This is a genomic window from Slackia sp. (genome assembly GCF_977041755.1).
Genome location: NZ_CDRRGL010000014.1, coordinates 1 through 26,020, shown reverse-complemented (window position 1 = coordinate 26,020; position 26,020 = coordinate 1). Strand labels below are relative to the sequence as shown.

Annotated in this window: 18 protein-coding genes; 2 read left to right on the top strand and 16 right to left on the bottom strand. The window is 58.5% G+C overall.

Translation table 11 applies throughout. The features are described 5' to 3' along the window. Positions 1-84 precede the first annotated feature (84 nt). Positions 85-1,251, bottom strand: a complete 1,167-nt coding sequence (locus tag ACWI8T_RS02475) for an acyl-CoA dehydrogenase family protein (RefSeq protein WP_449137824.1) — start codon at positions 1,249-1,251, stop codon at positions 85-87. 498 nt (positions 1,252-1,749) lie between these two features. Here ACWI8T_RS02475 and ACWI8T_RS02470 point away from each other — a divergent pair, with 498 nt between their 5' ends. Next, positions 1,750-2,535: an enoyl-CoA hydratase/isomerase family protein gene (locus ACWI8T_RS02470; protein WP_281668380.1), complete on the top strand. Its 786-nt coding sequence runs from the start codon at positions 1,750-1,752 to the stop codon at positions 2,533-2,535. A 531-nt stretch (positions 2,536-3,066) separates the two neighbouring features. Here the strand turns inward: ACWI8T_RS02470 and ACWI8T_RS02465 are convergent. The 3 genes from ACWI8T_RS02465 to ileS form a co-directional block, all read right to left on the bottom strand. Beyond that, positions 3,067-4,023 carry an RluA family pseudouridine synthase gene (locus tag ACWI8T_RS02465; RefSeq protein WP_114614989.1) on the bottom strand — a complete coding sequence of 319 codons (957 nt, stop codon included), beginning with the start codon at positions 4,021-4,023 and terminating at the stop codon, positions 3,067-3,069. Next, positions 4,016-4,534 (bottom strand): signal peptidase II, encoded by a 519-nt coding sequence (lspA, locus tag ACWI8T_RS02460; RefSeq protein WP_449137823.1) that lies wholly within the window; start codon positions 4,532-4,534, stop codon positions 4,016-4,018. Before lspA ends, ACWI8T_RS02465 begins: the two co-directional genes overlap by 8 nt. Positions 4,535-4,683: 149 nt before the next feature. After that, entirely contained in the window at positions 4,684-7,527 is a 2,844-nt protein-coding gene (ileS, locus tag ACWI8T_RS02455) for an isoleucine--tRNA ligase (RefSeq protein WP_449137822.1), read from the bottom strand. 465 nt (positions 7,528-7,992) lie between these two features. Between ileS and ACWI8T_RS02450 the strand changes: the two genes are divergently transcribed. After that, the gene (locus tag ACWI8T_RS02450) at positions 7,993-8,862 is read left to right on the top strand and encodes a DegV family protein (protein WP_449137821.1); all 870 of its coding nucleotides are present in this window, start codon (positions 7,993-7,995) and stop codon (positions 8,860-8,862) included. 357 nt (positions 8,863-9,219) lie between these two features. Here the strand turns inward: ACWI8T_RS02450 and ACWI8T_RS02445 are convergent, their stop codons facing one another. The 12 genes from ACWI8T_RS02445 to rplS form a co-directional block, all read right to left on the bottom strand. Next, positions 9,220-10,572 (bottom strand): M18 family aminopeptidase, encoded by a 1,353-nt coding sequence (locus tag ACWI8T_RS02445; RefSeq protein WP_449137820.1) that lies wholly within the window; start codon positions 10,570-10,572, stop codon positions 9,220-9,222. 29 nt (positions 10,573-10,601) lie between these two features. Further along, a complete protein-coding gene (locus ACWI8T_RS02440) occupies positions 10,602-12,920 on the bottom strand; it encodes an EamA family transporter (RefSeq protein ID WP_449137819.1) in 2,319 nt (772 codons plus the stop codon). A 39-nt stretch (positions 12,921-12,959) separates the two neighbouring features. After that, entirely contained in the window at positions 12,960-15,875 is a 2,916-nt protein-coding gene (gene uvrA / locus ACWI8T_RS02435) for an excinuclease ABC subunit UvrA (protein WP_449137818.1), read from the bottom strand. 113 nt (positions 15,876-15,988) lie between these two features. Further along, a complete protein-coding gene (locus tag ACWI8T_RS02430) occupies positions 15,989-16,684 on the bottom strand; it encodes a response regulator transcription factor (RefSeq protein ID WP_114614983.1) in 696 nt (231 codons plus the stop codon). Further along, positions 16,668-18,470 carry a sensor histidine kinase gene (locus tag ACWI8T_RS02425; protein WP_449137817.1) on the bottom strand — a complete coding sequence of 601 codons (1,803 nt, stop codon included), beginning with the start codon at positions 18,468-18,470 and terminating at the stop codon, positions 16,668-16,670. The genes ACWI8T_RS02430 and ACWI8T_RS02425 overlap by 17 nt, the downstream gene beginning before the upstream one ends. A gap of 317 nt (positions 18,471-18,787) precedes the next feature. Continuing rightward, positions 18,788-19,765 carry a tyrosine recombinase gene (locus tag ACWI8T_RS02420; RefSeq protein ID WP_449137816.1) on the bottom strand — a complete coding sequence of 326 codons (978 nt, stop codon included), beginning with the start codon at positions 19,763-19,765 and terminating at the stop codon, positions 18,788-18,790. A 3-nt stretch (positions 19,766-19,768) separates the two neighbouring features. Then, positions 19,769-21,115: a methylenetetrahydrofolate--tRNA-(uracil(54)-C(5))-methyltransferase (FADH(2)-oxidizing) TrmFO gene (gene trmFO, locus ACWI8T_RS02415; RefSeq protein WP_449137815.1), complete on the bottom strand. Its 1,347-nt coding sequence runs from the start codon at positions 21,113-21,115 to the stop codon at positions 19,769-19,771. A gap of 47 nt (positions 21,116-21,162) precedes the next feature. Then, positions 21,163-22,095: a DNA-processing protein DprA gene (dprA, locus tag ACWI8T_RS02410; RefSeq protein ID WP_449137814.1), complete on the bottom strand. Its 933-nt coding sequence runs from the start codon at positions 22,093-22,095 to the stop codon at positions 21,163-21,165. A 5-nt stretch (positions 22,096-22,100) separates the two neighbouring features. Further along, positions 22,101-23,597 (bottom strand): YifB family Mg chelatase-like AAA ATPase, encoded by a 1,497-nt coding sequence (locus ACWI8T_RS02405; protein ID WP_287537852.1) that lies wholly within the window; start codon positions 23,595-23,597, stop codon positions 22,101-22,103. Positions 23,598-23,601: 4 nt separating this feature from the next. Beyond that, entirely contained in the window at positions 23,602-24,096 is a 495-nt protein-coding gene (locus tag ACWI8T_RS02400; RefSeq protein ID WP_302886029.1) for a YraN family protein, read from the bottom strand. Positions 24,097-24,338: 242 nt separating this feature from the next. Beyond that, positions 24,339-25,130: a ribonuclease HII gene (locus tag ACWI8T_RS02395; RefSeq protein ID WP_337426602.1), complete on the bottom strand. Its 792-nt coding sequence runs from the start codon at positions 25,128-25,130 to the stop codon at positions 24,339-24,341. Positions 25,131-25,305: 175 nt separating this feature from the next. Next, positions 25,306-25,647 (bottom strand): 50S ribosomal protein L19, encoded by a 342-nt coding sequence (gene rplS / locus ACWI8T_RS02390; RefSeq protein ID WP_287537855.1) that lies wholly within the window; start codon positions 25,645-25,647, stop codon positions 25,306-25,308. Positions 25,648-26,020: the final 373 nt, after the last annotated feature.

Sequence of the window (26,020 nt, the reverse complement as noted above, 5' to 3'; positions counted from 1 at the left end):
GGACAGTTCTCGAAAAACTGACCCAAAAGAAACGAGGGGAGCTCGCGCTCCCCTCGCAATCGATAAGAATTCGGCGCGAGACGGCTACATCTCAGCTTCCGCATACTTGCGCATCACAAGAGGCGCCGCGATGTAGACCATGATCTGATCGGTGCCCTCGGCGATTTGGAAGCCGCGGCAATCTTGCCAAATCGAAGAAATGCGCTCATGCGTCGTATAGCCTCGACCGCCAAGAATCTGCATGGCATCGCTTGCGACCTCGGTTGCAGCACGCGGCACGTAGCGCTTCATAAGCGCCACAGTCAAGCGTTCATGCACGCCGTGGTCGAATTCCCACGCGGCTTTATAAACCATATGGCGCATATTCGTGAGCTTCACTTCCATGTCGGTCAGCATCTCTTGGACCTGCTGGAAATTCGACACAGGCGTGCCGAATGCGGTGCGCTCGCGCGCCCACTCGACCGCATCGTCCATCGCGGCCTGAGCCTCGCCAAGCGCCGTTGCGCATGCGAAAACGCGGCCGTATTCAAAGAAGCTGAACAATTGGGGGAAGCCCTTTGCCGGCCCTTGCAAACGCCACGACTCGTCAAGCTCGACATTATCGAAACGAATATGGGCGAACGGGAGCATCTCTTGGCCAATCTTGCTCTCGGGAACTGCCTCGACGCCTTTCGCGGTGCGCGGAACCATCCACATGGACAAGGCGGGATGCCCGTTTTCAGCAGGCGCATCCTCGTCGATTGCCGCAACAAGCAGGGCTGGCGCGTATTCGCCGTTATTCACGAACATCTTCTCGCCATTCATGAACAGACGTCCGTCAACGGAGCGAACAGACGTCTTCATGCCCGTTGTATCAGAACCCGAATTCGGCTCGGAAACTGCAAAAGCGAATGCAAGGCGTCCCGTATTCTGATATTCAAGGCGAATGGGGTCGGTTTGCGAAGGACTCGCGAAAGCCTCGAGGATCTGGAGCTGAAGGAAATCGTTTTGGAACGGCAGGGTCGCGCCCGAAACGCGCGACAATTCCTCGAGTACAAGAACCTGCGCGAGCATGTCGTAATGAACATGATTGCGACGATGGATGACGCCAAACCCATTGAAACCGAGGTCGACGAACGCCTTCACGACCTCATCGGGCAAGCCCATATCGCGGCGCCATTGCGCAACCGACTCATTATTAAAGTAATTCTTGCCAAATTCGCGCACTTGCGAAATAAGCACGCGATCGGCATCGCTCAACATGAAATCCATTGCAGCGCCTTCCTATTCGCGCAACCACGACGGATTCTCGTCGCGTCACCCCTTATACATATGTTTCGGAATACGCGCCGCAGCAAGCTCCCCTTGCTTTTCGTTTTGCAAAGCGTGGCGCATTCCATAATGCAATGGCGCGATTATAACCGCCATTTCGCCTTAGCGCATTTTTTGCAGCCAATTTGTACCACAGAAACGTGAAAATGACCCATCTACTATTTTTTTAGCGATGCACTCAATTTACGTTGAAACCTCAATTACACCAACTCAAGCGATACCGAAGCGCCACGAGCGGCCATATTGTAGCAATCACGAGGTGCGAAGCCGACCGAATGGTCGGTTCGGCAGCGGACAGCCAAACTGGCCAAATGCGTGAATCGGTCGACAACGCACCTCGAGTAAAAGCGGGTTTGCCCCGCTTGAAACAACCAGGGGATATGCCACTGGGCGTATATAGGCTTTTAAAAATGAAAGCCGCGACATCAAGGAGGAAACATGGCAGATTACTACGGAACCGACACTGTCGTATCCGAGCTTCGCGAGGACGGATTGCTGATCATCCGCATCAACCGTCCCGAGGTCGCCAATGCGCTGAACGGCGCAACTTCCGATGCTATGGAAAACATCATGAACCACGCCGAGAAGGACAAGGCTGTGCGCGCCATCATCGTGACGGGCACCGGCAAGGTCTTCTGCGCCGGCGAGGACCTCTCCGAGCTCTCTGAGGGCGGCGAGTGCCAGACCGTTACCGAGCACGGCTTCGGCGGCATCACGGCTCGTCTGTGCTCCAAGCCCATCATCGCGGCATGCAACGGCTCCGCTGCTGGCGGCGGCATGGAAATCGCCCTTTCCTGCGACATGGTTGTCGCTGCCGAGAACGCCAAGTTCGGCTGCACCGAGGTCGGCCTGGGCATCATCGCTTCCACGGGCGGCATCGTTCGCCTCGCTCGCGACATCAACCGCAAGGACTGCATGGAACTTCTGCTCACCGGCAAGAAGATCAAGGCTCCTCAGGCGAAGGAGCTTGGCCTGATCAACTACGTCGTTCCGGCCGAAGAGGTCATGGACAAGGCTATCGAGCTGGCCGAGCAGGTTTTGAAGAACGCTCCTCTGGCTCTGAAGTGGACCAAGTACCTGGTTCATGCCGCCGACCAGATGTCCGAGGAAGACGCGATGCGCTACTGCGACGGTGCTTATCGCTTCCTCGAGAAGACCGAAGACGGCATCGAGGGCCCGCTGGCCTTCACCGAGAAGCGCACCCCCAACTGGGTTGGCCGCTAATTCGAGCGAACTTTCAGCTTCTTCCCTGCGCCCGCACGGCTTCCTTAAGCGTGCGGGCGCTCCCCTTCGCTACATTCGGCCACTCCTTGGCGCGAAAGCGTCGGCCGAATCATATTGAGAGCGAGCGCTTACCTTTCGCTTTCAGCTTGTCGAAAAGAGACGCGTTATGCGTCTCTTTTCGTTTATATGGCACGCCTAAAATGAGCCCACGAAATAAAACGCTCCCCTTGGGCACCGGAATCCGCTTCGGTCAAGTCCTGCTCGCTGCGAACAGCACATTAAATGCTGTTCTACTCGTGCGGAATCTATCGGATTCAGGTGCCCAAGGGGAGCGTCCAAAGAATGCTAATCGTTTGAGAAGGCTTGCCTTGTTGATAAGCCCGTCCAAGGCCGTCTGCGTTCAAGCTTGTTCTTCAGTTTGATATTGAACGCAGCCAGACGGGCGCATAACGAAACCATAAGGTGAAGCGGTACGGTAGCCCGACATGGTTTTAAATGGGCTAACCCGCAAGACGAGCCGAACGAATCAACCTATTCGCGAGCTTCCAATTCGTCGATAACTTCTTGGAAATCGGGTGGCAGCGTATCTTCAAACTCCATACGCTCGCCCGTAATGGGATGAGTGAACGCAAGGCGGTACGAATGAAGGAACTGTCGGTCGAGGCCGAGATTCTCCTTCTTCTTCCAGCCATACACCGGATCTCCCACGCACGGATGCTTGATGTATTCCATATGCACGCGAATCTGATGCGTGCGGCCCGTAAAGAGCTTGCAATCGATGAGCGTGAAACCGTCGTCGTTTTTGCCGGGTTCGAAGCGACGCTTGACCGTAAACGTCGTAATGGACGGACGGGCGTCTTCACGATCGGAAACCTCCATGCGAAGCCGGTCGCGGCCGCCACGCGCGATAGGAGCGTCGACGATGCCAGTATCGAGAGGAATCCACCCCTGCACGAGCGCCAGATAATGGCGATCGACGTCTTTCAGTCGAATATCCTCCATGAGAGCAAGGCCCACTTCGTTCGTTTTCGCACACAACATAAGGCCGCTCGTGTCACGATCAAGGCGATGGACGATGCCGAGGCGGTCTTGCTCGCCCTGCACGTCGCAGAGGTTTTCCTTGCCACAGTGCGCGATAAGCGCATTCACGAGCGTGTCGCCGTAATGGCCCTCCGCAGGATGGCACACCAGTCCCGCCTGTTTCGAGATAACGAGCAGGTAGTCATCTTCATAGCGAATGTCGAGCGGAATATCGGCCGCAACGAGCTCGGGCGCATGCGGGTCTTCATACGTCTCGTATTCAAGCACATCGCCCGCGCAAACCGACGCGCTCTTGCGCGGCAGCTTGCCGTTGAGCGCGCAATAGCCGTCGGCGATGCATTTCGCGGCGGCGCTGCGCGTGGGATACAGCCCTTGAGAAGCCATGTAAGCATCAAGGCGCATGCCCTCACACTCTTTGGGCACCACATTGCTCGCATAGCTAGACATGGGCGTCCTCCTTGCGCGTCACGAGCAAATACCCTATAACAAGCAATACGAAACCGCAGGTCACGCCAATATCGGCAACATTGAATACCGGGAAGTCGATGAACGTGAGATCGATGAAGTCGACAACGTAGAGCTGACTGAAGCGGTCGATAGCATTGCCCAAGCCGCCCGAACACACCATGGCGAGCGCAATCGTTTCAAGGGCGCTTGGCGCATGGCCGGCGAGTTTTTCCCAGAATGCGAACACGAGCACGATGAGCACGCACGTGATGCTCGAAGTGATGCCCAAAGCAAACGTCGAATCGCCAAACATGCCCCATGCGGCGCCCGTATTATGCACGAGCGTGAAGCGGAACAGGCCGCAGTTGGCCCCCGCCTGTCCAAGCTCATAGGCACCTTCGAAGTACGCCTTCGTAAGGCGATCGAGCACCAGCCAGACAAGGACAACCACTGTGAAAAGCGCAGCTGCCCTCATTTTAGAATTCTTCGATGTCACGATATCGGTAGTCACGTGGACCTTTCTTCAAAAAGCGGAGCGGGCCGAAAGGTCACTCCCCCGGCCCGCCTTACAAGTCGCGACGCACGAGCGCGCCAAACCCCAGGTCGGCTTTTCAGCGCGCCCAGGGTTCGATGGCTCGCGATTCGCGAAAATGCGAATGCTTACGCGAGTTGGTCGAGAACATCGCCGCAGCGCTTGCACACTTCAGCGTGGTTCGCGTTGCCGCCCAGCTCACGATGGTTCCAGCAGCGCGGGCACTTCGGCTCGCTGGTTGCGGAAACCTCGACCTGCGCCTCTTCGACATCGCCTGCGACAACGTCGACGTGGCTCACGATGAAGAGTTCTTCGAGGTCGGCCGCATCATACGCGCCAAGCACGTCGGCGACAGCCTGGGAAACCGTAATCTTCAGCACGGCTTCCTGGCTCTTGCCAACGGTTTTCGCGTTGCGCGCTTCCTCGATGGCCTTCGTCACGGCGTCGCGAACCTCAAGCAGGCACGCGAAATTCGCCATAACGGCCTCGGCGGCCTCGCCCTGGGGCAGCGCCGGAGTGAAATCGGCGGCCTCGGGCCAACCGGCCAGCTGCACGCTCACGGGACGACCCTCGCGGTTGCGCTCGGTCTCGGGATAATGCTCCCACACCTCGTCGCAGGTGAACGACAGAATCGGACTCATGACGCGCACGAGCACCTCAAGGATGTTCATGAGCACGGTTTGAGCCGAGCGGCGCGCCACCGAACCAGGTGCCTCGGCATACAGGCGGTCTTTCACGACGTCCATATACACCGACGACAAATCGCCGACGACGTAGTCGTAGAGCGCACGGAATACCTGGTGGAAGTGATACTCGTTGTAGCCGCGCTCCACGTCGTCGAGCAGCTTCTTCAGGCGCAGCATCGCCCACACGTCAACGGGACGCATCTCGTCGAGCGAAACGGCGTCGCGCTTGAAATCGAAACCGTCGAGGTTGCCGAGCAAGAAGCGGAACGTGTTGCGGAAACGACGGTAGGCATCGGAAGTGCGCTGCAGAATGTTATCGCCGATGGAAACGTCGACTGAGTAGTCGGTGGACGCGACCCACAGGCGCAGCACGTCGGCGCCGTACTTGTCGATGACTTCCTGGGGAGCGATGCCGTTGCCCTTGGACTTCGACATCTTCTCGCCGTTTTCGTCAACGGTGAAGCCGCAGCACATGACGCTCTTGTAGGGCGATTGGCCAAACGCGCCCGTGCCCAACAGAAGCGAGCTCTGGAACCAACCGCGATGCTGGTCGGAGCCTTCGAGGTACATATCGGCAGGCCAACGAAGGTGATCGGCCTCGGCGCGGTGCTTCAGCACGCCCACGTGCGACACGCCCGACTCCCACCATACGTCAAGGATATCTTTCTCGGGCACAACGTCGGTGCAGCCGCACTTCGGGCAGCACGTACCCTCGGGCAGGTATTCCTTGGGCTCCTTCGTGAACCATGCGTCGGCGCCTTCAGTGTTGAACAGGTCGATAACCGCGTCGAAGGTCTCTTCGGTCGCAACGGTCTCGCCGCAGCTCGCGCACTTGAACACAGGAATCGGCACGCCCCAGCTGCGCTGGCGCGAGATGCACCAGTCGGGACGATCGGCAACCATGGCGCCAATGCGGTTCACGCCCCACTCGGGGATGAACTCCACGTGGTTGTGGATCTGGTCGAGCGCAGCCTCGCGCAGACCCGTATTGTCCATAGAGACGAACCACTGGTCAGTCGCGCGGAAAATAACGGGCTCATGGCAACGCCAGCAATGCGGGTAGCTGTGCACAATGTCGACATGAGCGACGAGCGTGCCCTGCTCGCGCAGCCACTCGATAATCTTCGGGTTGGCCTCGTCGGTGGTAAGGCCCGCCCATTGCGGCACGTAATCGGTGAAGCGGCCGTCGTCGTCAATCGGCATGATGGTGTCGACGCCGAACTTCATGCCAACCTTGTAGTCGTCGACGCCATGGCCGGGAGCCGTGTGAACGGCGCCAGTGCCCGCGTCGAGGGTGACATGCTCGCCCCAGATGATGCGGCCCGTGTTCTCGTGCAGAACGGGGCAGATATACGTGATGTCGCCGAACTGGTCGCCCTTCATGGTGACGGGCTCGCCATTCGCCTCAACGATACGATAGCTCTCCCAGCCAGCGACCTTGGCGACAGCCTCGACCATGTCCTTCGCGAACATCATGAACTTGCCGTCGGCCTCGACGAAGCAGTAATCAATGTCGGGACCCAGCGACACAGCGGTGTTCGAAGGCAGCGTCCACGGCGTGGTCGTCCAAATAAGCACGTAGGCGCGCTCGAGCTCGACGCCGGCCTCGGCGAAAGCAGCCGGAATGTTGTTGAGCTTGAAATTCACGTAAATCGAAGGCGACGTCTCGTCGGCATATTCGATTTCGGCCTCGGCGAGTGCGGTGTGACAATGCGAGCACCAATGAATGGGCTTGCGGCCGCGGTACACGGCGCCATTGAGGTAAAGCTTCTTGAACACTTCGACGTTCGCGCTCTCGAAGTTCGGCTGGAACGTGAGGTACGGATGCTCCCAATCGCCATTCACGCCCAGGCGCTTGAAGTCGTTGCGCTGCACGTCGACGAACTTTTCTGCCCACTCGCGGCACAGACGGCGCACCGTCGCCTGAGGCAGCTCGCGCATTTTCTCGGTGCCGAGCTTCTTTTCGACCTCATGCTCAATCGGCTGGCCGTGGCAATCCCAACCAGGAATATACGGCGTGAAATAGCCGCGCTGCGCGTGCGACTTAATCACGAAGTCTTTCAGAATCTTGTTGAAAGCATGGCCGATGTGAATCGGGCCATTCGCATACGGAGGGCCATCATGCAAGATGAAGGGCTCGCCATCTTTGTTCTTCTCGAGAATGCGATGATAGATGTCCTCTTCGGCCCACTTCTCCAGGCGCTTCGGCTCGTTCTGCGGAAGGTTCGCCCTCATGGAGAAGTCGGTCTTCGGCAGATTCATCGACTGCTTGTAATCGTTTCCCATCGTGTACTCCGATTCCTTTCTTCTGTGCGTGTTCCAAGCGCCGAATCGCGCTTGGGGCAGTACGGTTCACGCAAGGCCACCACGGCCTTCGCGCAAGTTTTCAGAGTATAAAACATCGCAGCGCCAACGCCTACGGCAACGGGCACATTCTATGAGGTTCACACGCCGCACGGGCATTCGCACGCGTGACGCACGGGCCGTTCGCATCCCAAACGTCGCAGCGCCCGCCCCGAACCCTGTTCCCTCTTCGCAACGAAGCGCATTACTCCCGCGTAAGCTTTTATCGCCACCGGTCGCAGCACGCTCCCGCATGCTGCTCCATGTAGTTTTCTGCGGAAACACGCGTTCGAAAACAATAAAAATGGCCTTTGTCAAAACATCTTGACACCTACCGCTATACTTTTTCTATTCCGCGGTTTGAGAGCGGAGCGCCGCGTGTGCGCGGCCACAACGACGGGAGCACTTATGAGCTATCAAATTGTCACCGACTCAGCATGCAATCTTACCGAAGAGACGATCGACGCATTCGGGCTCGAGATTCTACCCCTAACCTTCATGGTCGACGGCGTGCAGCACCGCAGCTACCTCAAGGGCGAGAAAACCGACTTGCGCCAGTTCTACACGATGATGCGCGAAGGGAAGGTCATCACCACCTCCCTTCCCAACATGCAAGAAACCGAAACCACGCTGCGCCGCGTGCTCGATACAGGCCACGACGTGCTCTACCTGGGGTTCTCGAGCGCACTTTCAGGCACCTATGAAGCCACGAAGCTGCTGATGAAGCAACTTGCCGGGGAATATCCCGATCGCACGCTCTGCGCAGTCGAAACATTCGCGGCATCGGGCGGCGAAGGCATGCTCGTATATTTGGCCTGCAAGAAAAAGGAAGCGGGCGCATCGCTTGAAGAAGTTGCCGATTTCGTGCGCGAAACGCGCGACCACCTGTGCCACTGGTTCACCGTCGATGATTTGATGTTCCTGTTCCGCGGCGGACGCGTAAGCCGCACGAGCGCATGGGCGGGAACGCTGCTCAACATCAAGCCCGTGATGCATGTCGACAACGAAGGACGCCTTGTTCCCGTGGAAAAGGCGCGCGGACGTCGTAAGGCAATCAAGGCGCTCGTCGACCATATGGAGCAAACGGCGATTGACCCGGCGAACCAAACGATTTTCATCACCCACGGCGACTGCATCGAAGACGTCGTGCTGCTAGAAAGCGAAATCAAGAAACGCCTCGGCTGCACCGAGTTCGTCGTGAACTACGTCGACCCCGTTATCGGCGCACATTCCGGACCGGGAACGCTTGCGCTGTTCTTCGTCGGCGAGCATAAATAGCACCTCAAAGCGCCTTCGGGCGCTTTTTTATTGCCCGTTGGTGGCGTTTCTGCGCCTGCGCGCCCGCCAACGACACAGCTCGCTACCGTTCGCTTCGCTCACTATGCGCTCGCCTGGCTTCGCTTCATTTTTGAATGAAAAACAAGTTTGAACTCAGACGACCTCTGGCGGACGCATAGCGAAGCCCACAGGGCGGAGCGGTAGCCAGCCGTGGTCGTGCGCAAGCCCTCCGCGCGCCGAGCGCTCCGCCATGCGTCGCGAAAAACGTTCGAGCCGCGCAATGCAAAGCGGCGGCCTTCGAGCATATGCCCCAAGGTCGCCGCTTCTCCCTCCCTGAATTCAGTTCGTAGGTCTTCCCTATTTCAGCTCGATAGAATCGGACCCGTTGATGACGATTTCCGCATCGAAGAACGCCTTCAGCGCGTCGATGGAAAGCTTCACGTCGCACGCGGCGCAGGTCTCATAGCTCGAATGCATCGCGAGTTGCGGCAAGCCCACGTCAACGCCATGCATGCTCACCTGAGTGTTCGACAAGTTACCCAAAGTGGAGCCGCCCGCCATATCGCTTCGGTTGGCGAACGTTTGCACGGGCACGCCTGCCGCCTCGCATACCGAAAGGAACGCGGCACGCGAAAACGCGTCGGTGCAGTATTTTTGGTTCGCGGCCTCCTTGACCACCATGCCGCCGCCAAGAACGGAACGGTTTTCCGCATCGGCCACTTCGGGTCGATGCGGATGCAAAGCATGAGCGTTATCGCAGCTCACAAGCATCGATTTCGCAACGGCGCAGTGATAATCTTCCCACGAGAAGCCAAGCGCGGCATTCGTGCGCTCAAGCGTATCGCGCAGCACCGTGGACATAGCGCCCTGCTTAGTATTCGATCCAACCTCTTCGTTGTCGAAACAGCAATACACCGATACGTCGCGGTCGTTTTCCGCAGCTAAAAACGCCTCAAGCGAAACAAAGGCGCACGCCAAATCATCGAGTTTGGGTGCTGAAAGGAATTCTTCGGCCGCGCCCCACAGCTGGGGCTTTTGGCGATTCACCAAGAACATATCGCGAGAAATTACCTGGTCAGCAGAAACTCCCAGCTCAGAAGCAACGTATTCATCAAGCGCACCGCGCGTGAGCGCACCAGCCGAAAACAGCGGCATAAGGTCGGTCTGACGGTTCGGAGAGAACTTCTCGTTCACGGAGCGATCCATATGAATCGCCAAACTCGGAATGAGCGCAACGTCGCGGGCCGAATCGTACAACCTGCTTTCGATGCGCCCGCCTTCGCGCACGAGCACACGGCCCGCCAAACCAAGCGGCTTATCAAACCACGTGTAGTCGATAGCGCCGCCGTACACCTCGGTATTCAGGCGCATATACTCGCCCGGACCCTCGAGCTCGCTTTGTGCCTTGAGCTTGAACGTCGGCGAGTCGCCATGCGCGGCGGTGATTTGAAAATGGTAATTGTCGAGCTGCTCGCCCACCTTGAACGCGACGACCGTTGAGCCATTGCGCGTCGTGAAATACTTCCCGCCGCGCTCAACGCTCCACGCTTCGCCTTCAGGAAGGAACGTGAATCCCGCGTTCTTCAATCGGCCGGAAATCTCGGCCGTCGTATGGAACATGCTTGGGCACTTCTCGATGAATGCAGAGAGCTCCAAAGCCGCTTTGCGCGCCTCAGCGGACATGGCGCTCTCGTTATTGGTATTCAGCATTGGTTATCCTTCTTCCAAAATCGCTCTGGCTAATCGGCCTTCTCGACGTACGACGAATTGCCGCCCTCGGCGCTCATTGATGCGCCCGCGCTCGTCGTTTCACCCGTAAGCACGCGGCTCGAAACCACGTTGCCGGGGGCAACGAGCAAGGCGCCCACCGAGCCGACCTCGGGTGTATCGACATACAACGTATGGTTAATCATTTGGCTTTGCGAAAAACGCTCGTCGGTTCGCACGGTAATCACCACATCGGCACCATCGATCGCCGCCATGGGACGAACATCGTGCGTGAGCACGACAACAACGTCGACGCCAGCATTGCGGAAATGTTCGATGACGTCGCCGACGCGGGCAACGAGCTCTTCGTCAATAGAATCGGCGTCGACATCGGCGAGCAGTTCGGCCACATTCGCGTACGCGCTCTTCGTGGAAACCTTCGCGCTCGAGCCCACTGACGATGTGCGGGACTCGCGCGACGTCGTAATGGTGGTTTTCGTGGTCGTGGCCGCCTTCGGCAAATCAAGCGCGGCGAGCTCGTCATCGGTAATGCTCACAACGCCATAGGTATGGCCGCCCTTCATGATGATACGACCGAATTGGTACTGCTCCAAATCGCTCACATCGAGCCCGAGAACCGTCGCCTTCTTCGCCTCGTAGATTTCCTTCGCTTCGTCCATCGTCATGGGGTCATTCGCAGTGTCGGAAGCCGAACCAGACGTCGAGGCCGATGCGCCCGTCGATTCCGAAGCCTTCGCCGAACCTGAAACGCTCTCCTCGGTTTCGGAATCGAGGCCCAAAGCCATTTTCACGAAGCCTTTGACAGACCGCTCGTCCGATTCGCCTTTCGCGCTCGACGCGCCCTCTTCGGCACCTTCGTCCGATTTGGCGCTTTCGCCAATACGAGCCGATTCGTTGGAGCCCAGCGCATTGTCGGTCGCCAGAGAAGACTCGGCAGAAGCTGAAGACTCAACCGTGCCCTCATACAAAATCACGCCATACCCCGACATGTTGCCCGCGATGTCGTCGATGCCCGTAGAGGCATAGTTCAAATTATGCCCAGCAGAAATATACGTTGTAAGCGCTATGAAGCCGGCGGCAACAAGAAACCCGAACACGGCAAGCGCTATGCCTTCACGCACGCCATGACGCACGGTGTCTTTCGTATTTGACTTCGCGTCAACCAAATGGGCCGCTTCGGGAGAGCAAATCATCTCCTCCAGAGAAAGCTCACCACTGTTGGCTTTTTCGCGCGCCTTCTGGGAAATGGCAGGGTCCCACAGCACAACAGGTTCGGGAGCAGGAACTTCCTCAAGCGCAGCCTGCGACCCCGGCACAGCCCGCGCCGCACGAATCGCAGCCTCAGCATGGGCGAGCTCAATGGACTCGGGAGTTGGAACCGTATCTTCTTCCCCTGTTTTGCCTGCCAAGTCTTCCGCAAGCTTTTGCTCGTCATCGGGTTTCGAACTCACAAGCAGCACCATGGCAACGATGCACGCAAAGCCAACAAGGTCAACGAGCTCGAAACGCGTCCCAAGCAGCGTGACCGTGAAAATAGTAGCAGCTACAGGTTCGACCGCGGCGATCATCGATGCCTTCACCGCGCCGATATCGGCAATGGCCTGCATATAGATCCACGCGGCGATGACCGTGCCAACCACGATAATCGCAGCCATACCCAAAATCACTTCAGTATTCACGTCGACGGAAACCGTCCAGGGCTGCTCGATGAAGCACATGGAAACGCCCGCCACGAACATCGAGAAACCCATGGTGACCAGGCTGCCATAGCGGCCAATAAGCTTAACGGGGATGATGTTGTATGCAGCAAGGCCCACGGCCGAAAGCAGGCCCCACACAAGGCCGGGCAACGGCATAGCCAAACTCGAAATGTCGCCATTCGTTGCAATGAGCACGACGCCGACAAACGTGAGAATGAGGCCGAACACCTCACGTTTTCGTGGTAGGCGATGGCTTGCCCGACAGCTGTAGCCCATAACCAAGGCCAAGCCCACCATCGAAAGCACGGTCGTAGTGCCCGAATCGGTGTAGCTGATGGACGTGAGGTACGTGAACTGGCAAAACACCGTGCCGAAAAGGCCATTGACTGCGAATGCAACCCACGCGCGCTTGTTTTTGGCGGCTTCGAGAAAGCGCTCGCGATCGATGATGGCCGCAAGAATCAGGAACACGACGCCCGAAATCATGCATCGCACCGACGTGACCCACGCCGGCGAGAGATGCTGCGTCTCAAAAAGGAATTCTGCGCATGTGCCAGAAAAAGCCCAGCTCACGCCTCCAATAAGAGCGAAAAGCACGCCGCGTGCGAAATGCGGCCGCGATTTCTGCATGTAACATCCCCCTTTAGCACGCAAGCCGCGCACGGGCGGCTAGACGTTCAAAATTTCTCGCAAGAAGCGACCCGTGTGGCTTTCGGGAACCTTCGCAACCTGCTCGGGCGTACCCGTGGCCACAATGGTACCACCGCGCGAGCCTCCTTCGGGTCCGAGGTCAATCAATCGGTCGGCGGTCTTAATAACGTCAAGATTATGCTCAATGACAAGCACCGTATTCCCCGCATCGACAAGACGTTGCAAAACATCAAGAAGCTGCCGCACATCTTCCATATGCAGGCCCGTGGTGGGCTCGTCGAGAACGTAGAACGTTTTACCCGTTTGACGACGCTGCAACTCGCTCGCGAGCTTCACGCGCTGAGCCTCGCCGCCCGAAAGCGTGGTGGCAGGTTGGCCCAATCGAATGTAGCCCAAACCCACATCGTGCAGCGTTTGGAGCTTACGCGCCAAGCCCGGCAAGTTCTTGAAAAACTCGAGCGCCTCGTCGACCGTCATATCGAGCACGTCGTACACGTTTTTGCCGCGGTATGTCACCTGCAAGGTCTCGCGGTTATAGCGCATGCCGCCGCACACCTCGCACGGCACATAAACATCGGGCAAGAAGTGCATCTCGATTTTGATTTGGCCATCACCTTTGCACGCCTCGCAGCGGCCACCGCTCACATTGAAGCTGAAGCGGCCAGGCGCATAGCCGCGCGCCTTCGCCTCCTGCGTGCTCGCAAACAGCGCACGAATGTCATCCCACAAGCCGATATACGTCGCGGGATTCGAACGCGGCGTGCGACCGATAGGGCTTTGGTCGATATCGACAATCTTATCAAGCGCCTCGTAGCCCGTGAGCTTGCGGTATTCGCCCGTGCGATGGTGCGCGTGATTGATGCGATTCGCGAGCGCAGGCGCAAGCGTGTCGGTGATAAGCGAGCTTTTGCCCGACCCCGAAACGCCCGTGACCACGGTAAGCGTGCCAAGTTCAACGGAAATGGACACGTTCTTCAGATTGTTCTCGCAAGCACCGGTGAGTTTGATGGCGCCTCGTTTGGGCTTGCGGCGAACCTCAGGCACCTCGATGCGGCGGCGGCCCGAAAGGTAGTCGGCCGTGAAGCTCCCCTCGGCGCTCGCCACTTCATCGGGCGTGCCCGCGGCAACCACATGGCCGCCCTTCTCGCCCGCACCAGGGCCCATATCGATAACATAGTCGGCGTGGCGAATGGTATCTTCGTCATGCTCCACGACGATAACCGTGTTACCCAAATCGCGCAGGCGTTCAAGCGTGGCGATAAGGCGCTCGTTGTCGCGCTGATGCAGGCCGATGGACGGCTCGTCCAGAATGTACAACACGCCCATGAGACCAGCACCAATCTGCGTGGCCAGGCGAATGCGCTGAGCCTCACCTCCTGAAAGCGATGCCGTGCCACGTTCAAGCGTCAAATAATCAAGACCCACATCGACCAAGAACTGCAGGCGCGCACGCACCTCTTTCACGATAGCCGCGGCGATGAACGCCTGGCGCTCGTCGAGTTGCAGATTGCTGAAGAACTCCAGCGCATCGGCGGCCGACATATCGCACACTTCGTGGATATTCTTGCCGCCAACAGTCACGGCGAGAATCTCGGGCTTCAGGCGCTTTCCGCCGCATGACGCGCATGGAATGGTAGCGAAATACTTCTCGTATTTTTCGCGCTGGGAATCGCTCGTCGAGTCTTTATAACGGCCCATAACCGCTTCGCAGGCGCCTTCCCAATCGATGCTCCAGCCCGTTTCGCGGCCATCGACGGTCACGTAGTCGACGAAAACCTTTTCGCTCTTAAGGCCATACAACAGCACGTCGCGCGTTTTCTTCTTCAAATCTTCCCACGGGGTTGCAGGGTCTTCGCCCATATGCCTGCATACTGCGCGAAGAACCTGGGGGTAATAATTGCCCGTTGCGAACGGCGCAATGCAGCCCTCGTTCAGCGACAGCGACGGGTCGGGAATGAGCAGGCTTGGATCGACTTCCTCGCGGCTGCCGAGGCCCGCGCAATCGGGGCAGGCGCCATAGGGGGCATTAAAACTGAAGTCGCGCGGCTGCAGCTCGTCCATCGAATGGCCATGCTCGGGACACGCAAGAGCAAGCGAATAGAAATGGTCACCCGGCCATACCGTCGTGAAGCCCGGAGTCGATTTCTGCCCGTCGGCTTCTTGGGCCTCTTCATCAACCAGATGGCACACCACGCGACCGTCGGAAAGCTTCGTCGCCGTTTCAACCGATTCGGCAATGCGGCTCGTCGCAGACGCCTTCAACACCACGCGATCGACCACGACGTCGATCGTGTGCTTGAACTTCTTGTCGAGTTTGACGGGCTCGCCTTCCAAACGCTGCACCACGCCGTCGATACGCACGCGCGAGAAGCCTTCTTTTTGCAGGTCAGAAAGAATTTTCGTGTGCTCACCCTTGCGCCCTACCACGACGGGCGCCAAGATGAGCGCTTTTTTACCTTCGCCGAGCGCAAGAATCTCGTCGGTCACTTGGTCGGTGGTGCGAGCCTTGATTTCGCGCCCACATTCAGGACAATGCGGCGTGCCCACGCGAGCGAACAGAAGGCGCAGGTAGTCGTAGATTTCCGTCGTAGTGCCAACCGTTGAACGCGGATTTTTCGACGTGGTTTTCTGGTCAATCGCCACCGCAGGAGAGAGGCCATCGATTGAGTCAAGGTCGGGCTTGTTCATTTGCCCCAAAAATTGGCGAGCATAGGCGGAAAGGCTTTCCACATAGCGGCGCTGGCCCTCGGCGTAGATGGTGTCGAACGCGAGCGACGACTTGCCCGAGCCCGACAGGCCCGTAATAACCACGAGCTTATCGCGAGGGATGGTAACGTCGACGTTTTTCAGGTTATGCTCACGCGCGCCCTTGATGACGATGGAATCGCTGGCCACGATCTCGACCTTTCTGCCAAGTATTTGCAACCGCGCCATAATAGCAGAAATAGAACATCCATTCGCTCTTCTTCATAAAGCGCCCCACGATTTCGCCATGGATCGCGCGGCAAGAAGGACGCATTAGTAGCTACCTTTTTCCTTGAGGTGCCCTACATGCCCGGTTTCACCAAACCGCTTTCATAGGCGGCAACTACGAGCTGGGCTCGATCATGAGCGTCGAGCTTCACCATAATACGACCTACATGCGTGCGAACCGTTGCGGGAGAAATCACCAATTCAGCAGCGATTTCATCATTGGACATGCCCTTGCCGACCATGGTGAGAATCTCGCGCTCTCGATCGGTAAGATCAGAGATGCGCGTGCCATCGAAGCGCGCCTTGCTGCGCGACGCAGCGTAGGTTTCGACCAAACGGCGCGTAATCGACGGCTGAATGAGTGCATTGCCCTCATGCACAACGCGAATGGCCTGCGCCAAATCGTCGGGATCGACGTCTTTCAGCAAGAAGCCGCTCGCACCCGCCGCAAGCGCATCGTAGACGTATTCGTCGATGTCGAACGTCGTAAGAATAAGCACCGCAACATCGGCCGTATCGGGGTCGCCCGCAAGCTCTCGGCAGGCCTCGATGCCATCTTTGCGCGGCATGCGAATATCCATGAGCAGCACGTCGGGACGCATGCGACGCGCCAATGCGACGGCATCGGCGCCATCGACCGCCTCGCCCACCACTTCAATGCCGGGAAACGACGAAAGAATGAGCCTGAAGCCCTTACGAACCAGATCCTGGTCATCGGCAATGGCAACCCGAATGGGTGCGCCGCCGCACGTCTCATCGATGCTCGTCATCGTGTACCACCTCCAAGGGTACTTCGGCGCGAATCGTGCATCCGCGACCAGGCTCGCTTTCTATGGTAAATGCGCCATTGAGCGCTTCGATTCTCTCGCCCATGCCCTCAAGGCCATGGCCTTCGGCATGCTCGCGCACTCCACTGTCCATGCCGACGCCATCGTCGGAAAACACGAGCACTGCCTTCGAAGGGGAAGATGCCAACTCAATGCAGATATGTGCGGCATGGGCATGACGCACGGCATTGGTAGCCGACTCGCGGGCGAGCGAGAACAACGCCATATCGACGAATGCGGGCACCTGCGCCTTGTCGTAGTCGCTTTCGTCAAAATCGACCTCGATGCCAGCACGCTGCAAGAACGACACAACATCGCTCATGCGCTCGGTGCCTTCGGCGGGCGCATGCTCGGCTGCCTCGTCGCCACGCAGCACTCCGATAAGCGAGCGAATCTCATCGAGCGACGACTTCGAAACCGAGCGAATATCGGCAATCGCCTCTTTCGCTGCGGCAGGGTTCAAATCGATGAGGCGCTCCGCCGCTGCCGCCTGAATGGTGACCGCAGAAAGGGAATGCGCCGTGATATCGTGTACTTCGCGCGCGATGCGCACGCGCTCGTCAGCAACGCGGCGCGCAGCGAGCTCCTCGCGCGTTCGCTCAGCTTCAGCCAAGCGGCGGCGCGTCTCTTCCATATAGGCATGGTACATGCGCACGCCGAAACCGCCCAAGGCGGCAACCACCACAAACGCAACGTTTTCGATGCGCATCACAAGTGCCATGGCGACGCTCGAAGTGCCCATAGGAACCACCGCCGCGCACACGCCCACCACAGCTGCAGCCGCAAGAGCCTCGTCGCGGGCGCGTTCGCTTGCCACGGTATAGACAGCCACGATGGGACCTATGGGCGAAAGCGAAACCGTTCCGCCCATGGAATTCGACAGGAAGACATAGCATGCAAGCGTGAGCGCGAGCACGAACCACGGTGCCTCACGACGAAGAATCAACGGCGCAGTCGTAAGGGCAACCGCCAAATACGCATAAATATTAGGGACGTAATTAACCCAGCTCGACCCATAGGGGCCGGCATCAACGTGTACAACGGAAGAAGCGGTGATAACCATTTGGGCGCAGCCAAACGCGAAGGCGACAAGGGCGACGGCAACGTCGATTCCCCAATCGGCCGCGCTGCGATTCTGGGGCGCGGCGCCTTTTTCCAGCACCCCGCCAAAAATACCGCCCGACGCGATGTTGTGCTTCACAAAACCGGCGAAGTCTTCCTCGCCGGAAGCATCGAGTTGCGAATGGGAAGGGCCCTGTGCACGACCGTCGATCCTACCCCCAACGCGAGCCTCGGCGCAATAGTCGGCCCAGCCTCCAGCGCGAACCTCGGCGCAACCTTCAGAACAACTCTCGGAATGACCTTCGACGCAGTTCTCATCATCCTCTTCGGCCCGATTTTCAGCGCAATCGTCGGCCTGGCCCCCAACACGTCGCCCTACCCGATCTTCAGCACGGCCTTCTTCCTGGGCCCCAGCATAGCATCGAGTTTGGCCCTCGACGCAACGAGCAGCTTGACTGTCGCCACAATCGTCAGCATGGCCTGCGGCTCGATCGACGGCGCAGCCGCCAGCATGGCCCGCGGCCCGTTCACCGACCCGGTCGCCATGCAACGAAGGCCCCACGGCGCACGAAGGGCATGAATGCTCGTTCGCTTCGGGCTCAAAATCGGCAACGTCAAAATCGGCAGTATGTTCCTTTATATTTTGCATAGAGCCATCGTAAAACATGGGCAGCGTTTCATCCATACTGCCAGCAGCGTAAACCCGACAATTGTTCAAAAAGGTGCTCGAATGTGGCATATTCTCATGCCAAAGCCTACGCATCGTGCAGCCTTCCATTCACTGCTTCCCATATCACCAGGTCAGAAAGCTGTTCCCTCACTCACGATTTATAGCTTCACTTGGCGGGTGTACTTTTTGCCACATTCGAGCACCTTTTTGATCATTGCTCGAACTCAGCAAAAGACGACCCGCATAGGACCGCATACGCGCTCCCTCATGGGCATCCCTCATAGGCGCTTCCATGGATTTCCCGCACGCCTCCTCTACCCGCGCGGAAGAGTGCGGCGATGCTCCTCTTTCAAATGCGAGACAGACACATGCGTATAGATTTGCGTGGTCGACAAGCTCGAATGGCCGAGCATCTCTTGAACGCTGCGCAAATCGGCACCGCCTTCTACCAGGTCGGTCGCAAACGTGTGACGCATATCATGCGGCGAGAGCGCTTGGTCGAGCCCCGCGGCAAGCAGACTCTGCTTGAACATTTTGCGAAGCGCATCGGGCGACATTTGGTTGCCACGCGTGCTCACGAAGAAATACGGGCTCTCTTTGCCGGCAAGCAGCGCAGGGCGCGCGTTGAAAAGGTAGTCGCGCATGGAAGCGATGGCTATTTCATGCAACGGCACGATGCGCTCTTTCGAGCCTTTACCGAACACGCGCACCTGCCCAGCATCGAAATCGACGTTCTCAAGCAGCAAACCCGATGTTTCCGAGATACGCGCGCCGCATGCGTACAAGAACTCGAGAATCGCGCGGTTGCGCATGTCGGCGGGCTTATCGCTGCCGCGCCACACCGAAAGCAAACGCGCCATATCGGCGGGCGGAATAGTTCGCGGAAGGCTGCGAGCGAGCTTAGGAGCGCTCACGACATCGGCGGGATTCGACTCGACCAAGCCTTCAGCCACAAGCCACCGAAAAAATGAACGAACGGAAGACAGCCGCCGATTGACCGTGCGGCGCGAATACTGGGCATAGTCCAAATCGCCCAGATAGCTTCGCATATCGCGTCGCGTGGCGCACAGCGGATTGACCGACGCGCGAGCGGCCCACCGGCCATAGTCGAGCAAATCGAGCCGGTAATTGCGCACGGTATGCTGCGATACATTGCGCTCCACGACGAGCATGTCGCAATAGCTTGCAAGGTAGGTCAGATAAAGCTCGTCAATTGCGGGAAGCTCAGGGCCGCCCGGCTCGCTTTCAGCCTGCGCGCATGCCTTCCCGACTTCCGGTTTCGCCTTCGCCATGCCTTATAGCAAGCCCTTGGCGCGAATATCGGCCACATAGCCCTCCATGGCGCGCGACCCACGCTCGGCATAGGCGGCGTAGCGCATACCCTTGTTGCGAATATGCTGATCAAGCGGCTTTAGAATGCCGAAATTCACATGCATGGGCTGATAGTCTTGCGTTGCGGGGTCGGTGGCGTAATCGAGCAGCGCGCCAAACGCGGTTTCCACAGGCAAAAGCGGGGCCTGTATGTCTTGGAGCTGGGCATACACGAATAGCGCGCACATAAGACCCGACGCAATAGCTTCGCAATAGCCCTCGGTGCCAGAAAGCTGGCCGGCAACATACACGGGGGCGTCGACGCCGTGCAAGCGCAAATCGCGATCGAGCAGACGCGGGGCCTGAATGAACGTGTTGCGATGCATGACGCCATAACGCGCAAACTCAGCGTTTTGCAAACCAGGAATCATGCGGAAGACGCGCTTCTGCTCGCCAAATGTGAGATTGGTCTGAAAGCCCACCAGATTGTAAGCCGTGCCCTGGGCGTTCTCGGCACGAAGCTGCACCGCCGCCCACGGACGACGACCCGTTGCAGGATCGGTGAGCCCCACGGGTTTGCACGTGCCAAAACGGGGCGCATCGGCACCCTTGCGGGCGATTTCCTCAATAGGCTGGCACGCCTGGAACAAGTCTTTCGTTTCGAAATCGCGCTTAATAACGCGATCGGCGGCAACGAGCTGAGCAATGAAAGCGTCGTAGCTCTCTTTGTCGAAAGGCGCGTTCAGGTAATCGCCGGGAGCATCTTGCTCATAGCGCGATTGGCGGAACAGCACATCCATATCGAGGGAGTCGGCCATGACCACAGGCGCCGCCGCATCAAAGAATGCGAGGTTATCGGAACCGGTTTTGTCAACGAGCCACTGAGCGAGCGCATCGCTCGTAAGCGGGCCCGTTGCCAAAATGGTAGCGTCCGCAGCGCCCAAGCAGGCATCGAGCGGGTCGGAAACGCACATCACGCGATACTCGATATAAGGGTTTTCCTTCACCATGGAAGTGACATCGGCAGAGAACTCATCACGATCGACCGCGAGCGCACCGCCCGCATCGACGCGGCTTCGACCAGCCGCCGCAATAAGCTGAGAACCGAGCGCCGCAAGCTCCGCCTTCAGCATGCCGGCAGCGCTTTCGGGCTTGGTGCTCTTCAAAGAGTTCGAGCACACGAGCTCAGCGCAATCGCCGCCGCGATGCACATCGGTTTCGGTTTCGGGGCGCATCTCGAACAGACGCACGTGCACGCCGCGTTGGGCGAGTTGAAGCGCGGCCTCGCTGCCTGCGAGACCCGCGCCGATTATGTTCACAAATTTATCCATGCAGCGAGGATAACACACCCGCATGGCAATTCATAAAAGCCCGCAAGCTATCCAACAGCGCCGAACCGGCCATCGGGAAAACGAGTGAGCGCGCCCGCCCCTTCGAGCAACGACACATGCGCCATAACGCGCGTCGCCGCGGCCATGGGATCGTCGCCATCAGCGAATAGGGCAATAATCTCTTCGAGACGCATAGGGTCTGCCGCAAGGGCCGAGAGAATAGGGTCGTCGACCCCCGCATCGGCCCCATCGCCCGCGAGCAACGCCAACTGTTCGGCGCCATACCCGCCTCCCACGATTTCCGGAAACAACGACATAATCGCCGAATCGAACACTTCCTTGCTCACGATGGGCATAGCCCCCTGCGCAAGCAACATATTCGAGCCCGCCGATGTGGCGGAAAAAATCGACCCTGGCACCGCAAGCACGTCTTTATTGGCGGCAAGGGCCTCGTCGGCCGTAGAGAATGTACCGCTGGGAAGCCCCGCCTCCACGATAAGCGTCGCGCGCGCCAACCCCGCAATAAGGCGATTGCGTTTGCGAAACATGAAAGGCTTCGGCGGATAATGCCACGGAAACTCCGAAGCAACCACTCCGCCGCCCTTGACGATGCGCCGAAACAGATCCACGTTCGATTTCGGATACGGCTCATCGCAACCGCCGCCTAGAAACGCGACGGTTTGCCCACCAGCCGCAAGCGCCGCCTCGTGCGCGGCTGCATCGCAACCACGCGCACCGCCCGAAATCACCACCACGCCGAGTTCAGCCGCACGGCCTGCCAACATTTTGGTCGCATTCAACCCATAAGGCGTCGCCTTGCGCGCCCCGACGACCGCAAGACCTTCCTTAAGCGCAGAGGGGTCGCCAATCACATAGAGCCGTTCGGGCGGCTCAGGCACAGCCTCGAAGACATCTGGATAATCTTTCGTGCCACGTGCGATTTCGAATCGCGGACCATCGATGCGAAAGCGTTCTTCCATGGCCGCTATACCCCCTTTCGAAGCTTGAAACTCAGAGCTTCCATGAGGTGCTCTTCTGCTACCGACTTCGATTCGGCGATGTCGGCAATCGTACGCGCCACCATAAGCGCGCGCGTTATTCCACGCCCCGAAAGCAGCTGCGTGCGCGACACCGTTTCCAACAAGTCCCGCGTTCGTTGCGCCATGCGGCAGCGAGCAAGCAATGCGCCCACATCAACGGCATCGCCATCGCCAAGCGCTGCCCGCCGCCACGATCGAAACTCACGAGCAGCCAAAACGCCCGCCAGCAAGCGCTCGGAGTCGATTGGGTCGCGACCATCGGCGCGATCAAGCATCTCGCCAGGATCGCAGCGCCACACATCGACGTGCATGTCGATGCGATCGAGCAGCGGACCGCCAATGTTGCCCTGATACCGCTCGATTTTCCATTGTGGACAGGTGCATTGCTTTTGAGGGTCGCCGTAATACCCGCAAGGACAAGGATTCGCCGCCGCAACAAGAGAAAATCGCGCAGGAAGCGCAACGCTGCCATCGGCCCGAGTTATCACGATGCGGCCCATTTCCATGGGCTGGCGAAGCGCTTGAAGCGATCGTGACGAGAACTCCGGCAATTCGTCGAGGAACAGAACGCCGGCATGAGCAAGCGATATCTCGCCTGGATGCACGGGCGTTCCCCCACCCACAAGGCCCGCCACCGTAGCGCTGTGATGTACACGACGAAACGGCCGCGTGCCCGCGAGAATAGAATCGATGGGCTCGCCCGCAACGGAATGGACGATAGCCGCTTCGAGCCTCTCATCTTCGGAAAGCGGCGGCAATATGGAAGGCAGAGCGCGCGCAAGCATGGTTTTGCCCGACCCCGGAGGCCCCATAAGCAAAATGCCGTGACCGCCCGCAGCCGCAACCTGCATAGCGCGCTTAGCGGCCGCCTGTCCACGGATATCGCCAAAATCAGGCGCTTCAACCGAAGCAGAAGGCGCGCAGAAATCGAGCGGCCGCACAGCCATAGAGCGCAAACTGGCAAGCGAGGGCAATGCGAGCTGCTCCATGCGTCCAAGCGGCGCCCCGTCGCGCGCATCGGCGCTCACCAAGAGCTTGCACCCAAGCTCACGCGCGCAAGCGGCGAATGCGAGCGTTCCATGGACTGGCCGCACGGAGCCGTCGAGCCCAAGCTCCCCTACCAGCATGCATTCGCCAAGCACCTCTACATCAATTTGCTTCGTTGCCGCCAAAATCGCCGCAGCGATGGGTAAATCGAAGCCCGACCCTGCCTTGCGAATGGAACTTGGCGCCAAATTCACCACCACTTTATCGCCCGGCATGGTAAAACCGCAGGCTTTTATAGCGGCGCGCACGCGCTCGGTCGATTCGCGCACGGCGGCATCGGGCATGCCTACAATGGAAAAGCCCGGCAACCCGTTCGAGACAACTACCTCGACGGCCACAGGAATCGCCCGCACGCCCACAATGGTCGCCGAATATAACGAGCATCGCAGCTGCATAATGTCACGCACCCGCGCCGAAGGCGTTCACGATATGTTTCACGAAGCCCCTCGAGTTAGGCATCGCCTGAATGGCGATCACGTCGAAACGCACACGAGCATCGACCCCATCGTAGGTAGACAAGAAGCTATAGGCAATACGTTCGTAGCGAGCGCGCTTCGTCGGCGTAACCGCTTCCTGAGGAAAGCCTTTATCGCCGCCCGCGCGCGTTTTCACCTCGACAAACACCAAACACCCGTCATCGAGAGCGATGATATCGGCCTCGCCTGCAGCGCACGACCAGTTGCGCTCTAAAATGATGTAGTCGTTTCGTTTCAGCAATTCGCAGGCGAGATCTTCGCCGTAAGCGCCCAGCGTCTTCGGGTCGCAATTCCAACGCTTGACGAAAGCAATTTCTTCCTCGTCATCGCCCCAGTAGCCCTCATTGACAGCGGCGCATTCGTCGCCTCCGTGGACAAGGTCGCATGGTTTACGTGGTCCAGCATATTCTTCGGTCATGGCATCCCCTTTCTCGTACGGCGAGTGTAGAGGTGAAACCTTGCCCGATTCTTACCCGAATCACGCGCTTTTCATCGCGATGTCTCGCGATTGCCCCGCGATTCCCTGGCGTTTTCTTTAATTTTCAACGTCGATTCTTCTTCGTCTTCATCGAACTCTCAGGCGTTTTTCCGACGATTCTCCGACGACTCACGTGCGAATCCCCCCACGTTTCCCACACCGCGCGAGGGAGGTCAGGTCTTCTAAAACAGCGCCTCCTGCGTCCAAGCGCGGCAAAAACTCGCGCGATGCACGGGAGAAAGCCCATATTGTTTTATTGCCTCGATATGCTCGGCGCTCGCGTAGCCCTTGTTCGACTCGAAGCCGTAATGGGGAAACTGCTCGGCATAGCGGCACATGAGCGCGTCACGGTCGACCTTCGCGATAATGGACGCCGCCGCAATGGACGCGCATTTCCCATCGCCTTTCACAATGTTGACCTCACGTGCGTCGAGGTGCTGTGCGTTGCCATCGAGCAATACCGCATCGAGCGAAGTGCCTTTCGCAGAAAGCTGCTCCTCGATGGCCGCGATGGCACGCAGGTTCGCCGTGCGCAAGGCCCACGTCATGCCATGTTCATCGATTTCCTGAGGCTGAATGTATTCGATATCCCACGCAATAGCCACCTCGCGCACCACGGCGGCGATTTCTTCGCGACGCTCGGCAGAAAGCTGCTTGGAATCGTTCACGCCTTCAACGCGCGGATCGTCGGGCAACACAACGGCGCCAATGGCAAGCGGGCCTGCGACCGGGCCTCGACCCACCTCGTCAAGTCCCACGGCAATGCCGCCTCCTGCAAGTTTCGCCTGGAAGCTGTACATGCCATTCAAACGGGCCGCTTCGGCGTCTTCGGCGGCAAGGCGGCGCGCAGCGCTTTTCAGGGCAGCCTTGACCCCCTTGCGCTCGTCGGCGGCAAGGGCGCGGGCAAGCGCCTCGTATTCCACGCGATTCGCAACCTTCAGTGCCTCTCGTATTTCTGCAAGCGTTTGAGCCATTCGCTCCCCTCGTTTCTGGGCGACGATTCTTTTTCCATGCGACGAAGCATTTCGCACACGCAAAACCGACAGCGAATGCCGTCGAAATACACGCGCAGAATGCCGCAGCGCATGAAAAATGAAACAAGAAAGGGGCCCCGAAGGACCCCTTCCAAAGCACCAATTCGGCAAAGACTTAGAATGCCTTTTCCTTGATCTTGGCAGCCTTGCCCACCTTGTCGCGCAGGTAGTACAGCTTGGCACGACGGACCTTGCCGTGACGCACGACCTCGATCTTCTCGATCTTGGGGGAGTGCACGGGGAAGGTACGCTCAACGCCAACGCCGAAGCTGATCTTGCGGACGGTGAAGGTCTCGCGGCAGGTGTGGCCGTGACGACGAATAACGTCGCCCTGGAAAACCTGGATGCGCTCGCGGTTACCCTCGGTAATGCGATAGTGCACCTTGACCGTGTCGCCGACGTTGAACGGGGCGACTTCCTTGATCTGCTGCTGCTCGATAGCGCGGATGATATCCATTTCGTTTCCTTCTGCTAGTCTTTTCCTTCGACTGTGCTGCTTAAAACGCCAGTTTCGGGTTCGCCTTCGCGCTTGCGCGCGGGCATCGCATGCAATGCCCAACTAAGCTGAGCCCTTCGAGGTTCTGGACAAAACCTGGCACCGCAGCAGAGGTCGGATGGAAACGAACGCGACCCGAAGGTTGCTCGTTCCGACGTGAAACGGAGCGCTTAAGAAGCCGACGTTGAATTATAGCAGAGACCCGATTGCTCTCCAAGAGCTTTTTGCCCCTTGGGCAAGCAAACACAACTTGTGCAAATTGGCGCGCGAAATGCGGTTATGGAGCGCACAAAAGAACCGCCCGCCACACCATCCGCACGCGGGATGCCGCCGC

Excerpts from the sequence above, each read along its gene's own strand:
- ACWI8T_RS02425 (WP_449137817.1), bottom strand. The coding sequence starts at position 18,470 with ATGTTTTACGATGGCTCTATGCAAAATATAAAGGAACATACTGCCGAT.
- ACWI8T_RS02450 (WP_449137821.1), top strand. The coding sequence starts at position 7,993 with ATGAGCTATCAAATTGTCACCGACTCAGCATGCAATCTTACCGAAGAG.
- ACWI8T_RS02465 (WP_114614989.1), bottom strand. The coding sequence starts at position 4,023 with ATGTCTAGCTATGCGAGCAATGTGGTGCCCAAAGAGTGTGAGGGCATG.
- ACWI8T_RS02475 (WP_449137824.1), bottom strand. The coding sequence starts at position 1,251 with ATGGATTTCATGTTGAGCGATGCCGATCGCGTGCTTATTTCGCAAGTG.
- rplS (WP_287537855.1), bottom strand. The coding sequence starts at position 25,647 with ATGGATATCATCCGCGCTATCGAGCAGCAGCAGATCAAGGAAGTCGCC.
- ACWI8T_RS02430 (WP_114614983.1), bottom strand. The coding sequence starts at position 16,684 with ATGACGAGCATCGATGAGACGTGCGGCGGCGCACCCATTCGGGTTGCC.
- ACWI8T_RS02440 (WP_449137819.1), bottom strand. The coding sequence starts at position 12,920 with ATGCAGAAATCGCGGCCGCATTTCGCACGCGGCGTGCTTTTCGCTCTT.
- trmFO (WP_449137815.1), bottom strand. The coding sequence starts at position 21,115 with ATGGATAAATTTGTGAACATAATCGGCGCGGGTCTCGCAGGCAGCGAG.
- uvrA (WP_449137818.1), bottom strand. The coding sequence starts at position 15,875 with ATGGCGCGGTTGCAAATACTTGGCAGAAAGGTCGAGATCGTGGCCAGC.
- ACWI8T_RS02405 (WP_287537852.1), bottom strand. The coding sequence starts at position 23,597 with ATGCAGCTGCGATGCTCGTTATATTCGGCGACCATTGTGGGCGTGCGG.
- ACWI8T_RS02470 (WP_281668380.1), top strand. The coding sequence starts at position 1,750 with ATGGCAGATTACTACGGAACCGACACTGTCGTATCCGAGCTTCGCGAG.
- ACWI8T_RS02445 (WP_449137820.1), bottom strand. The coding sequence starts at position 10,572 with ATGCTGAATACCAATAACGAGAGCGCCATGTCCGCTGAGGCGCGCAAA.
- ACWI8T_RS02400 (WP_302886029.1), bottom strand. The coding sequence starts at position 24,096 with ATGACCGAAGAATATGCTGGACCACGTAAACCATGCGACCTTGTCCAC.
- ACWI8T_RS02395 (WP_337426602.1), bottom strand. The coding sequence starts at position 25,130 with ATGGCTCAAACGCTTGCAGAAATACGAGAGGCACTGAAGGTTGCGAAT.
- ileS (WP_449137822.1), bottom strand. The coding sequence starts at position 7,527 with ATGGGAAACGATTACAAGCAGTCGATGAATCTGCCGAAGACCGACTTC.
- ACWI8T_RS02420 (WP_449137816.1), bottom strand. The coding sequence starts at position 19,765 with ATGGCGAAGGCGAAACCGGAAGTCGGGAAGGCATGCGCGCAGGCTGAA.
- dprA (WP_449137814.1), bottom strand. The coding sequence starts at position 22,095 with ATGGAAGAACGCTTTCGCATCGATGGTCCGCGATTCGAAATCGCACGT.